The sequence below is a fragment of the Rhodococcus oxybenzonivorans genome, assembly GCF_003130705.1.
Classification (GTDB): domain Bacteria; phylum Actinomycetota; class Actinomycetes; order Mycobacteriales; family Mycobacteriaceae; genus Rhodococcus_F; species Rhodococcus_F oxybenzonivorans.
The window spans coordinates 2,963,099-2,975,731 of the sequence record NZ_CP021354.1 but is presented as its reverse complement, the minus strand read 5'-3'; the positions used below and the strand labels follow the sequence as shown (position 1 = coordinate 2,975,731).

The window sequence follows — 12,633 nt, the reverse complement described above, 5'->3', positions numbered from 1 at the left end:
TCGAGCGAACCGGCGGCTCTGAGCGGACGCGCTAGCCGTTAGGCAGTGACAAGGTGCCGGCAACTCATCCGCGGCGACACGGGCAGCTCGGTGAACACGGGTTCGGGCGATTCCGCCGTCGGCACCTCCAGGTAGAGGTGGCTGCCGTTGGCCACGACCCCCTGCGGTTGCAGGCCGATCAGCTTGGCCACCACGTAGGTGGCGCTCAGGCTGGTGACGTCGCGGATGATGCCGAGCCGCAGCAACGACCGTGTCTCGGCGATCGCCTCCTGCTCACCGGCTCGCAGGACCAGCCGCAGTCCGGGTGACAGTGCCTGCGCGGCCACGGATACGGCGATGTTGTCCAGGTCGTCGGAGCCGACGGCGGCCAGGGCCAGCGCGCGGCGCACGCCCAGTCGCTCGAGGAGTTCACGGTCGCCGCCGTGCCCGACGACGGTCGGAATGTTCATCGACCGCACGAGCCGCAGGTTCCTGGCCTGAGGGTCGCGTTCGACGCCCACCACCGCGACACCGAGCGACTGGAGTTCCCGGCAAAGCCGGAGCCCGACCTGGCCGAGGCCCACGACGATGACGTGGCCTGAGCGGGGCAGGACGCGGCTGCCCACCAGGCCAACCAGCCGGGGGCCGAGCAGGCGCTCGATGATCCCGGCGGTAAACATGGCCGTGAAGACGACGGTGAACAGCATCGCCACCGAGGAAAACACAGCGTAGGCGGGGCTGCCGTGGCTATCGGTTCCCGGGCCCACGGTGGTCACCACGCGCACCGCCTCGTTGAACGCGTCGAGCGGTGCCACGTGCTGACCGAGCATCAACCACAGCCAGTCAGCGAACAGGACCACGAGAAGTCCGGCGAGTCCACCGAGCAGAATGCGCGTGCCGATGTCGTGCGACCGCAACAGTCCGGTCGCGCCGGTCGCCGCGGTGCGCCACCAGCCCCGCCGGGGCAGGTCGACGTGCGCGCCCTCGGGGTGGCCGTCGATCATGCGGACCGTCAGCATGTGCTCGCCCGCATGCCGGGCAGCGACAAGTCCGGATTCCAGACAAGGTCCGGCGAGCGTCGGTGCGGCGAGGTCGGCCGGTGACGTCACCTCGCACTGCGGAAGCAGCTGGGACAACTGGTCCGCGACCGTGCGGTCGAAGATAGTCACCACCAACGGGATCGCCGCCGAGATGTGCGCCGCGGCCAGCGCGTAGCGCAGCGCGACGACATCGTCGCGCACCAGTACGGCAATACCGCAAGGCTCGTCCGCCATCGCCAGGCGAAGTTCGTCGTCGTCGGGGGCAACGAGATGGCGTACGTGAAAGTTCCTCTCGCGGAGGGAGGCACAGACCCGTCGGGCCACGGTGGTTTCGCCGATGACGAGATATGAGTCGTTCACGTGTGGTCCTTCCGGCTCGGGATCACGAGAGCGTACCCGAGAAAAACCACGGATCCCACACGAAAACTTCTACCGGCGAGTAGCCCGGAGCAAGCTCGGCTGTAGGGCAACAGGACCGCAGTACACGAAGTCCGGAACTACGCGCTCACGGAACCTGATGTTCACCGCACGTCACCACTTCTGTTCTCGCCCCGTTTCACCGCCGGCCACACGGCGGTAGGCGAGAATTCGAACCAGGTCAGGGGTAATCCCGTTCAAGCCCTTGGGATTCGCACCGAGCGGTAGTGCATACACAGATACTTTCCGAATTCGCCACTGCCGCGAAGAAATATGGAAGTGGTTCTGCTAGAGCGCGTTCGATGTCGGGTTCTCCTTTCTCGGGGGAGTGGCGGGTTCGGCTCCATTCGAGTAGATCAACCCAGGGCAACAGCCTGGTGGCGGCCCGCGGGTCTGGTGGCTGCTGCCCGCGACCGCCCGATCGTCAGCGAACCACCTCATCACGAGCGGACGACAGGGCAATGCGAATCATCCACACGTACGTGCACACCGGGCGCGGCGCCAACGAATTGCCCGCGTCAGAACTGAGTACGGAACATCTTCTTGACCACGGCCCTAACCTCACCCGAAACGCACGGTTGAGCCGTTGAGCCGTTGAGCCGTTGAGTCAGATCGATTCCACCCGTGTTGGTCGTCGCAACCTCAGACGAGGGTGTAGCCCAGCGCCTCCGCGGCCGTGGCGAGACGGCGTTGCAGACCGGGATGCGCGAGCGGATTCGACGTTGCCGGCCGGACGGGGAAGGCGTCGGCGGCCGGAGGGAACAGCGCTGCACACGGGCCGCCTGAGAACCGACCCCGGTAGAGCAGTCCATCGAGCCCGGGGTGCGCGGCAGCAATGGTGCGGGCCCACCGTTGGGTGAGGCCGTGGGGGGCGGAATCGAGGGCGAAGGTGCCACCGACCCGCGTCGGCCAGCGGCCGGCCCCGAACCCGCCGACGTCGAGGAGCCGCAGGTCTCGGGCCGGATGCAGCCCGGTCAGATACGGCGCCTCCTCCAACCGGTCGATCGTGCGGGTGGCCTGGAACGCTTCAGCGAGTGCGCCGTGCACATCAGTGGCTCCGTACCAGACACCGTGCCGCGGGTGGTGACCGCGCGGGAGCGGGTGCGGGTCGAACCGCAGCACCGGACCATAGGTGCGGAGCTCGTTCCAGGCCAGCGCGTGGCTGCTGGTGGTGCGGTGCACCCGCCAGAGCATCCCGGTGGTAGGGATCCGGGCGTATTCGATATCGCGGATGCCGTGGTGGGAAAGGTCGTCGACGGCCGGAGGGTGCGGGAGCATCCTCGCCACTTACGCTGCCTCCCATTCGATTTGAGCGATCACTTCTAGTGCGGTTTCGACGTCGCCGCCGCTGGCGAGCCAATCGATTACCGAGACCGGGCGCCCGTCCAGAGCCAGGTCGGCCCTGGGGTCGGTCAGGGCCCTCTCGAGCGCGAGGGGATGCAAACCGTCCGGGAGGGCCGTCAGGATACGGTCGAGGTTCGGCACCATCGCCGCACCGGTGAACTGCACCGCAGGTAGCAACAGTTTGTTGCCGACCTTGATCGTCCACACACTGCCCGTCCCGGCCCGCTGCCGGATCCGGGACGTCGACACCCCAAGCAGGCGGGCCACCTCCTCGACCGTCTTGGCGGAGGCGGTCAGCTCACGCATACGTCGTTCCCGCTCGGCGGCCGCAGCGGCCGGGGCAAGTGGGTCCTCGGAGAACCCGGCCGCGTCGTACAAGGCGGCGTCGTGGTCGCTGAGCTGGGCGTTGGGGTGCGCTCCCCGGCGCAGCGCATGCAGCAGCGGCAGCATCGTTTCCCGCGAGACCGGGGTGCCGAGCGCCTCCCCCACCGCGGCCTCGAAGTCGACGTCGCCGGCGAGGTAGCGGTCATCGATCGTGCCCATCAACACCTCCTAACAGTTACTAACAGTCTACCTCACTGTTAACAAACCAGGGACTGATGGCAGGGGCAAATGCCGTCTAGGGCGCTACGCGACTTTCCATAGACCTTGGAGAGCCGTTCGACCGAACAGAACGGCTGTTCGGAAACATTGACAGATTCCGCCGGTCGCTCGAAAGCCGGTGCTCACCGGCCGTGGCGCCCGCGCCCAGATCGGCATGACGGGACTGCCGACAAATCGATACCGGCAGGGTCCGATACAGAAGTTGCAGCCGCTGTGACCGAACTTTTCGGAGACCCCGAGGCCGAGTTCGAGGCCTTAATTAAGTGGTCGAATCCCACCTGACTCGGGACAAGACACAGGTCCGTACGAGCCGCACACTCGTTGCGATACGCCGCCCAGAGAATGGCACGCAAGGCGATCTCCCAAACAGATGTTTATCGACGGACAATGGGTGGAAGCGGCCTCCGGCCGACGGTTGTGGAAGATTGGCGAGGGCATCATCGGCTCGACTTCGACGAAAATGACCTGGGCCCCGGCGACTCGTTCTGCTTCGACTCGAGCCGGCCACACCTGTTCTACAACCCAGGCACGGTACCCGCACGCGGCGTCTGGTTCGTCTTCGACACCGCGACCCACACCGCCGACATCAGATCGTTGCTAGACGCGATGCGAACCGCCAACGGAAGCAGCGAGAGCCGCACCCATCTGCCCACGTTCAGGTAAACCCGCCAGCCTGTCCCCCACACTTCGGCGATCACCTCCGCCTGATCCTGCCTGTGAGTGAGTACCAACTACCCGCGCCGAGGCCGCCGCGAACCAGCGCGTCCACCGGTGGCATCCGGACTAGGGTGCAGATGATTGAACCCTGCCGCGTAGGCCGACTCTCTCCAATCACATTTAACGTGTGCTTTCGGTCAGCCCTCGCCAGTGTGTAACGATCGATTCGGAGATGGTGATATCCACTCGAATGGATTGACGGAGATGCGAGTGGCTGTGGGACAGCCTTCCTCGCCGAAATGGGGGGCGATGTTGAAATCTGTTGGTCGGATTGTGTTTGCGTCTGCCGCGGTCTCTGCGGCCGCTGTGGTCGGTGGTGGATCGGTCTCCGCCGCTCCGGTGCCGGGGCAAGCTGGTGACACATGGGCTATGGCCGAGGACGTCAGTCAATGCGGTGTTGCCCGGATCCCTATGACGGTGGGTCTTTCGAGCGGGTGGCCAGGTGCCGAGGCATACATTCTGCTGTCACCAGAGTTCTATGTGCCCGCGGAGCTACGAGGAGTACCGCACGAACTGACCTCGTGCCTTATCCCGGTGACCGTGCATTGGGAGAACCTTGATACGGGCGCGGCGGGCAGTCGCACGGTCTATCCGATGGACAGCCGCCCGGATCGATATCAAACCTCGGGTAACGCGGCCTATGTCGCGTCGGGCCTCGGCCGCGTCCGGTTCTGGCTGAGTACCGCTACTGCTCACGTGTCCGCGCCTGCAATCGAAGCTGTCATCTCGCTCTGAGATCCGTTCGCAGCACGCCTGTTTGATGTGAGCCGATGATTCAGTCTCAAGAGATGACGGCATGAATCGAGGTCCTCACGACGCTCACAACCGGCCAGGACGTTCTCATTCGGCACCATTCGAGTGATAGGCCCGAACGGGTCCACAATGCCGAGTGATCCCTGAGCGGCACGGTCCTCAACTCGGCGTCGTTGGGTGGGTCAACTTCCGGCCGGCCGGTGGAATTGCATGGCGGCCTCGAAGGCATTGCTCGGCAAGCGGGTAAACCGCTGCCGGAGCCCATCGTACGCATCGAAATCGGCACCCAATACACCTTGCGCGAACTGATGCGAAACAAGAAAATGCTTCGGCTGGTTCGGCGCCACGCTCGGGCTCTACATGTATCAGAACTGGTCGGTCTATGTGCTGGTCGACTCGCTGCAATACTCCGATGGTTTCACCTCCACCTGACCGGCACACAGGAACAACGCCTGATGTGGCGACCCACTTCTTGCCCTCACAGGGCGTTGCGTCCTCGCGTGCGACTCGAAAACTGGGAACAACGCGCCGTTCCCATGAAGTCTCGCTTTCCTCGCGGGAACCAGAACACAGCGAACGGTGACCGGGTTTTCCGCATTCGCAAGCCGGAGATAATCCGGTATCCATCCACCCCGCCCAGCTTCGTGGTCCTCGGAGTCAAGAGATTCGAACACCATATACGCGTGCGGAGTGCGTATTCATCACGTAGTGAGAACGCGGGCGACGAATCCGTCGAGTCGATGGCATAGCTGTGCTATACGCGTCTGTGTGGGGAGGGCATGTTCGGGCTGATTGTCCGGCAAGAATTTCAGGCCCCGGGCATAGAGCGAGCAGCAGAAATCGATGCACAGGTAGGTGCCGATGCTGTTACCTGCCTTTCCCGACGCGCCGGCCTTACGCGCGGTGAAAAGAGCAGTCCCGCCGTGACGATGTACCGCGTGGCAGAGGTTGCACATGGCGCTGCGTGGACGAGCACCCTCGGAGTTCGCCCTCCGGAGTTCGATGCCAGTCACTCCGGACGCGTGTGTGGTGACCAGATACGCCCGTTGAGGGGAGCGTGGATCGACCCATCCGTAAAAGTCCAACTCCTCCCACTCCGTCTCATCGAAGCTCGGAGGAAAGGCCACTGTCTTGATTCGGCTCTGGGAGCTGTTGACGAAGGAGCGAAGGATCTCCTTCTTCGTCAGGCTCTGCATGTCCATCCCCTTTTGTTGCTACGAACGATTCATGAACCGATCGTAGTATAAAATTGCCGGCATGGGTCGTCACAAGGATGCCGCCAGGTACCGAGAGTTGCTCGACGGATGTACTGCATATGCCGAGGAGCACGGTTTGTTCGGCCTGACGCTGCGCCCACTCGCTGAAGATCTCGGAACGTCAACTCGCAATCTCCTTCACCATTTCGGCAGCCGTGAGGTGTTGATCGACGCTGTGGTGGACAGGGTGCGTGCGTCCTACCTGGACATGTCGCGCGAGTTGATTTCCCGAATCCGTTGCCTCGCGGCCGAGTCGGAGCAGCGATCGGGACCCGAAGCAGTTGCGGACGTCATTGCCGAAGGATTGAACCTGGCATGGGCGGAGGCTTCGGCTCCATCCGGGCGACGTCGAATTGCTCTGTTCTTCGAAATCTATTCAGCAGCAGCGCGAGATCCAGGTTTGTGTGAGAGCTTTCTCCGGCCCGCCGTGGACGAGTGGCTTACCCCAATGGCCGATGCGATCGAAAGAGCGGGGGCACCGCCTCGGGCAGCTCGGTCGATCGCTGCGCGGATCGTTGCGGTGCATCGCGGACTTCTCTTGGAATACCTCGCACTGGGCCCCAATGCGGCTACACAGTCCGCGCACGACGACGCGGTCGTTGCAGCGCGTGCAGAGATCCTCGCCGGTACCCCACCTACCGTGCCCGGTTCCGCGGCCGAGGCGAATTGACAATGTCGAAGACCGAGAGAAGCGAGGCAGCGAGAGGCCCCGCAATACTTGTCCGCGAAGTGCATGCCCCCCTGGCAGTCCTCTCGGTGATCGCGGCACTAGGCGGTGCCGTTACCCGCTCCGCGTGTGTGATCGCGATCGTGCCGTTCGTCTCTTCGCTTCTGTAACCGGGTCTGTCGGTGGCACTACGAAAAGCGCCCTTCCCTGTGTGGTTGCCAAGCCGGCCTTCGGTGCGAATGCCGCAGGTGCCCGAACACTGCACATCCGCCAGTCCGGTTCGAGGACCTGTCGGTCTCAATGGAAAGCCGCTGAGCCCTCGTCGAAATTGCGCCGGTTGTTGGCATGCCCCTCGTTTCCGGAACCCACGGGTATGCACTGGTCGGCGAGCAGGACCTGCCCCACGGAGCGGCAGACTTTCGGGCACTCTCACCTAGCGGACGGACGGCTGCCGTTCCTCGCTGTCGTCCGGGTCGTTGCCATCGGGTCCGCTGATGGCATCACGCATCGGACCGGGTGTCGCGAGGCGCGGCCCGATCACCGCGAGCGCCTCCGGCGTCGTCATCGTCCAGTGCGTCGCGTCGACGGGGTGCTCGTGAATGCCGCCGCCGACGTGAGGCTTCCAGCACGTCACCGGATCGACGTGGAATCCGTCGTCCAGTGCAGCAGTGAAGAATACGAGGTCGCCGTCGAACATCCGCGGCTGGTGCCGATCGATCAGCTCCGGCGCCCGCTGCGCGTTTGCGTAGATACGGGCGAGTTGCGGCGCGGTGAGGCTCGCCAGCGGTCCCCCGATCGCCCCGAGGAGCGCTGCGGCTCGCTCTGCGTCGAATATGCCGTCCGCCGCGAGCTCGTCGAATCCGCCCGTCGTGGGCAGTTCGAGACCGAAGCCGCCCAGGAGGTCCGCCACGGTAGCGGGGTTCTCGGTGCTCGCACTGCGCTCGAGCCCGACGTAACTGTCGAGCATCCCGAGGAGTCGGACGATCTCGCCGGCCGCCTGCAGCTGCACGGCCATTTCCTGGGCGATCACCCCACCGAGGGACCATCCGAGCAGGTGATAGGGGCCGTGGGGCTGAATTGAGCGGATCTCGCGCACATACCGCGCGGCGAACTCGGTGATCGACGCGAGCGGCGCCTCGTCCTCGGTGAGTGCCGGGGACTGCAGCCCGTAGATCGGCCGATCCTGGGTCAGGTGCCCACTCAACCCGGCGTAACTCCACGCGAGCCCGATGAAGGGGTGAACGCAGAACAGCGGTTCCGCCGCTCCGCGGGTGCGGATCGGCAGGAGGACGTCGAGGGACGCACCGGTGTCGAGGACACCGTCCGCCGTCGACTTCGCGATCCGCTCCCCCAGCGACTGCGGCGTGGGGTCGGTGAACATCCACTGAAGCGGAAAGTCGCTTGCCAGTTCATCGGCGAGTGCGGAGGCGACACGGGTCGCGATCAGCGAGTTGCCGCCCAGATCGAAGAAGTTGTCCGTGCGGCCCACCCGTTCCAGGCCGAGCACTTCCTCGAAGACGCGGGCAACCATTTTCTCGGCCGCGGTGCGAGGCGCCGCGTATTCGACGGCAGCCGAGGACAGCTCCGGTAGGGGCAGCGCGGCGCGGTCGAGTTTGCCGTTCGGCGACAGCGGGAGGGCGCCGAGTTCGACGATGTGCGCCGGAATCATGTACGACGGGAGCCGCGCGGACAGGTGGGCGCGCACGTCGGGTGAACTCGGTGAGTGCCCTCGCACCAGGTACGCGATCAGTGCCTCGTCCCCACGGGAGTCGCGGTGCACGACCACCACCGCCTGGTTGACGTCCGGATGCGCTTCGAGGGCTGTTTCGATTTCGCCGAGTTCGATGCGCTGGCCGCGCAGCTTCACCTGGAAGTCGCTGCGGCCCAGATACTCCAGCGCTCCACCGCCCCGGCGTCGCACGAGGTCACCGGTCCGGTACATGCGTGCCCCCGGCGTGTAGGGGTTGGCGACGAAGCGGTCCGCCGACAGGTCCGGCCGCCGGAGATAGCCGCGCGCCAGCTGGTCTCCAGCCAGGTACAACTCCCCCACCACACCGTTGGGCACCGGATGCAACCGCGCATCGAGGACGTGGAGCTGGGTGTTCCACACAGGACGCCCGATGGGCACCGCGTGGAGGTCGGCGGCACTTGTGGCCCAGTAGGTTACGTCGACGGCCGCCTCCGTGGGGCCGTACAGATTGTGCAGGTCCGCCCCACTGACCGACCGGAACCGCTGCGCCTGCTCCGGGGTGAGAGCCTCACCCGAACAGAACACCAATCGTAGCGACTCACACTGGGCGGCAGAGGGTTCGGCGAGGAAGACGGAAAGCATCGACGGCACGAAGTGAATGGTCGTCACCTGCCGTTCCCGGACGAGCCTGGACAGATACCGCGGATCGCGGTGCCCGTCGGGTGCGGCGATCACCAGGCCGGCGCCCACCTGCAGCGGCCAGAACAATTCCCACACCGACACGTCGAACGTGACCGGTGTCTTCTGCAGAACGACGTCTTCGGCGGTGAGTCCGTATTCGTGCTGCATCCAGAGCAGCCGGTTCACGATCGCACCGTGAGTGACGGCGACGCCCTTGGGCCGGCCGGTCGATCCTGACGTGAAGATGACGTACGCGGTGTTCGCCGACGACAGCGGCGCCAGCCGTTCCCGGTCGGTGACGACGGCCCGGCTGTATCCGGTGAAATCCTCGGCGGCGATGTCGATGACGGGCACCGCGGTATCCACGGTCTCACCGTCGACGAGCACACACACCGGTGCCGCCGTCTCGAGCACCGAGGCCGTGCGTTCGGCCGGGTGATCGGGGTCGACGGGAAGGTAGGCGCCGCCGGCCTTTCCGACGGCGTAGATCGACACCAGCAATTCGACGGAGCGGCGCATGGCAACTGCGACCACCGATTCGGGGCCCACCCCCTGCTCGATCAGTCGGCGCGCGAGCGCGTTCGCGCGCGCGTCGAACTCGGCGTACGTCAACTCCTCCCCGTCGAAGACCAGGGCGGTCCGGTCCGGGGTGGCGGCGACCTGCGCACCGAAGAGCGACGGCAGGGTTCCCGCCAGGACGTCGTGCGACGTCGCGTTGGTGCCGACGATCTGCTTCCGTTCACCGGCGCCGAGGACGTCGATGTCGCCGACCGGAACACCCGGATCGTCGACGGCGGATGCCAGCACTTGCAGGAAGCGCTCACCGAAGACGTGCACGGTCGATTCGTCGAAGAGATCGCAGGCGTAGGTGAGCCGGGCGGTGATCCCGTCCGCGCGGCCGTCGGCGTCGACGCGTTCCATCAGCGTCAGCTGCAGATCGAACTTGGCCAGGTCGACGTCGAGGTCGACACCGCTCACCGCCAGATCCCCCAGCTCGAGGGTTTCCTGGTCGAGGTTCTGGAAGGTGAGCATCACCTGGAACAGCGGGTGCCGCCCGGTGGACCGCGCGGGATTGATCACTTCGACGAGACGCTCGAAGGGGACATCCGCGTGGGCGAATGCGGCCAGGTCGGTGTCGCGGATGTCTGCGACGAACTCGGCGAAGGTGCGTGCGCCGTCGACCTGCTGTCGCAACACCAGGGTGTTGACGAACATGCCGATCAGGTCGTCGAGTACGCGCTCGCCGCGGCCGGCGACCGGGGTGCCGATCGCGATGTCGCTCGTCCCGGCGAGCCGGCTCAGCAACACCGCGAGGGCCGAATGCACCACCATGAACAGGGTGGCGTTCGCGTCCCGCGCCGTCTGGTGGAGGCCGTGGTGCAGGGCGGCCGGAACGAGGAAGTCGATGCTCCGACCCCGGTACGACGACACAGCCGGACGTGGCCGGTCGGTGGGCAGATTCAGCTGGTCGGGGGCACCCGCCAGGGTGCGGGTCCAGAACGCCAACTGCTGCGCCGCCAGCGAGGTCGGATCCGACTCGTCGCCGAGCAGATCCCGCTGCCACAACGCGTAATCCGCGTACTGCACCGGCAGCGGCGACCACTGCGGTGCGGCACCCGCCGAGCGGGCCGCGTACGCCGTCATCACGTCCCGCACCATCGGTGCCATCGACCAGCCGTCGCCGGAGATGTGGTGCACGACGAGCGCCAGCACATGCTCGGTGTCGGACAACCGGAAGATTCGCACTCGAAACGGGACCTCGGCGGTGACGTCGAACCCGGTCGTGGCCACTGCGGCGATCAGCCCGGCCAGCTCCGTTGCGTCGGCGCTGACCACGGACAGTTCACCCCCGACCTGGTCGACGGGCAGGATCATCTGGTGCGGCCCTTCCGGGGAATCCGGATACACCGTCCGCAGCGACTCGTGGCGGCCGACGACGTCGGTGACCGCGTGTTGCAGCGCGTCCACGTCGAGCGACCCGGACAGGTGCACCGCCACCGGAATGTTGTCGGCGGCCGAGTCCGGGTCGAGCCGGTTGAGGAACCACATCCGGCGCTGCGCCGACGACAGCGGGATGCGTGCGGGGCGTTCGGCCGGTGCGAGGCGCGGACGGTCGGCGTCGGCGTTCTCCGTCGACTCGAGCAGCCTAGCGAGGCCGGCCACCGTCGGGGCCTCGAAGAGTGTGCGGATCTCTACCCGGCGTCCCAGGGTTTCGGACAGCCGCGCCACCACCCGGGTGGCGACCAGCGAGTTGCCGCCGAGTTCGAAGAAGCTCGCGTCGGCGCCGACGCGTTCGACCCCGAGCACGTCCCCGAATGCCGCGGCGACAGCGGCCTCCATATCTGTTTCCGGGGCCCGGTACTCGTCGTGCGCGGTCCCGAATTCCGGTACTGGCAGCGCCTTGCGGTCGAGTTTTCCGTTGGCGGTCAGGGGCAGGGCATCCAGGACGACGAGCGCCGCGGGCACCATGTAGTCCGGCACTCGACGGGCCACGTCCGCCAGCACGTCTGCGACGACGAGGGTCGCGCCATCCTCGGGCACGGCGTATCCGACCAGAGCCGTTCCGGTCGTCGGGTCCTGATGCGCGACGACGACGGCCTGCTGCACGCCGGGGCATCCGCTCAGCGCCGACTCGATCTCGCCGAGTTCGATCCGGAATCCGCGTACCTTCACCTGGAAGTCGGAGCGCTCGAGGTAGTCGAGCACGCCCTCGGTGCCGCGCAGGCGCCAGCGAACCACGTCACCGGTCCGGTACAACCGGGAGCCGGCCGCTCCGAACGGGTTGGCGACGAAACGCTCCGCGGTGAGCTCGGGCCGGGCGACATACCCGCGGGCCAGCTGGTCACCGGCGAGATACAGCTCGCCGGCTACCCCGAGCGGAACCGGCTGCAGACGCCCATCCAGCACGAACGCCTGCGTGTTCCAGGCGGGGGTGCCGATGGGAACGCTGTCGCGATCGTCGACGCTGTGCTGCCAGGAGGTGACCGACACCGCGGCCTCGGTCGGCCCGTACAGGTTGTGCAGCGCAACGGCCGAGCCAAACGCGCTGCGGGCGCGGGCGGCGAGGTCGGGGGGCAGGGCCTCGCCGATGCACAGCACACGTCGCAGGGCAGGCTGCTGCGCCGCACCCGGTGTCGCAAGGAACGCCTCGAGCAAGGATGGAACGAAATGCGCTGCGGTGACCTGTTGTTCGCGCATGAGGTCGGCCAGATACGCCGGATCACGGTGGCCGTCCGGTCGGGCGATCACCAACCGCGCCCCCGAGACGAGCGGCCAGAACAGTTCCCACACCGAGAGGTCGAAGGTGACCGGTGTCTTCTGGACCACGGCGTCGGTGGTGTCGAGCGGGTACTGGTGCTGTTTCCACAGCAGCTGGTTCACGATGGCGGCATGGGGTACCGCAACACCCTTGGGTCGGCCGGTGGAGCCGGAGGTGAAGATGAGGTAGGCGGTGTTCTCCGGTCGCGGCGCCGCGAGGTTCGGCGC

Annotated in this window: 6 protein-coding genes and 1 pseudogene (1 of these 7 running past the window's edge); 2 read left to right on the top strand and 5 right to left on the bottom strand. The window is 66.2% G+C overall.

What is annotated here, in order from left to right; all coding sequences use genetic code 11:
• Positions 1 to 38: 38 nt before the first annotated feature.
• From CBI38_RS14060 to CBI38_RS14050, 3 genes are all read right to left on the bottom strand, one after another.
• The gene (locus CBI38_RS14060; RefSeq protein ID WP_109329679.1) at positions 39 to 1,379 is read right to left on the bottom strand and encodes a potassium channel family protein; all 1,341 of its coding nucleotides are present in this window, start codon (positions 1,377 to 1,379) and stop codon (positions 39 to 41) included.
• A 699-nt stretch (positions 1,380 to 2,078) separates the two neighbouring features.
• Positions 2,079 to 2,714, bottom strand: coding sequence for an RES family NAD+ phosphorylase (locus tag CBI38_RS14055; protein WP_418328336.1), 636 nt, complete (start codon positions 2,712 to 2,714; stop codon positions 2,079 to 2,081).
• 9 nt (positions 2,715 to 2,723) lie between these two features.
• Complete coding sequence (locus CBI38_RS14050; RefSeq protein ID WP_109329675.1) at positions 2,724 to 3,323, bottom strand: DNA-binding protein; 600 nt, start codon at positions 3,321 to 3,323, stop codon at positions 2,724 to 2,726.
• Between the two features lie 1,146 nt (positions 3,324 to 4,469).
• Between CBI38_RS14050 and CBI38_RS37835 the strand changes: the two genes are divergently transcribed.
• Positions 4,470 to 4,835 carry a hypothetical protein gene (locus CBI38_RS37835; protein ID WP_162603219.1) on the top strand — a complete coding sequence of 122 codons (366 nt, stop codon included), beginning with the start codon at positions 4,470 to 4,472 and terminating at the stop codon, positions 4,833 to 4,835.
• 719 nt (positions 4,836 to 5,554) lie between these two features.
• Here CBI38_RS37835 and CBI38_RS14035 read toward each other — a convergent pair.
• Complete coding sequence (locus tag CBI38_RS14035) at positions 5,555 to 6,049, bottom strand: FBP domain-containing protein (RefSeq protein ID WP_109335077.1); 495 nt, start codon at positions 6,047 to 6,049, stop codon at positions 5,555 to 5,557.
• 61 nt (positions 6,050 to 6,110) lie between these two features.
• Here CBI38_RS14035 and CBI38_RS14030 point away from each other — a divergent pair, with 61 nt between their 5' ends.
• Positions 6,111 to 6,779: a TetR family transcriptional regulator gene (locus CBI38_RS14030; RefSeq protein WP_109329673.1), complete on the top strand. Its 669-nt coding sequence runs from the start codon at positions 6,111 to 6,113 to the stop codon at positions 6,777 to 6,779.
• A gap of 430 nt (positions 6,780 to 7,209) precedes the next feature.
• Here CBI38_RS14030 and CBI38_RS40935 read toward each other — a convergent pair.
• Positions 7,210 to 12,633: pseudogene (locus tag CBI38_RS40935) on the bottom strand (non-ribosomal peptide synthase/polyketide synthase); it runs 24,084 nt beyond the window's last position.

What these genes read in the sequence shown, in the direction of transcription:
- CBI38_RS37835 (WP_162603219.1), top strand. Translation starts at nt 4,470, where the DNA reads ATGGCCGAGGACGTCAGTCAATGCGGTGTTGCCCGGATCCCTATGACG.
- CBI38_RS14030 (WP_109329673.1), top strand. Translation starts at nt 6,111, where the DNA reads ATGGGTCGTCACAAGGATGCCGCCAGGTACCGAGAGTTGCTCGACGGA.
- CBI38_RS14035 (WP_109335077.1), bottom strand. Translation starts at nt 6,049, where the DNA reads ATGCAGAGCCTGACGAAGAAGGAGATCCTTCGCTCCTTCGTCAACAGC.
- CBI38_RS14050 (WP_109329675.1), bottom strand. Translation starts at nt 3,323, where the DNA reads ATGGGCACGATCGATGACCGCTACCTCGCCGGCGACGTCGACTTCGAG.
- CBI38_RS14055 (WP_418328336.1), bottom strand. Translation starts at nt 2,714, where the DNA reads ATGCTCCCGCACCCTCCGGCCGTCGACGACCTTTCCCACCACGGCATC.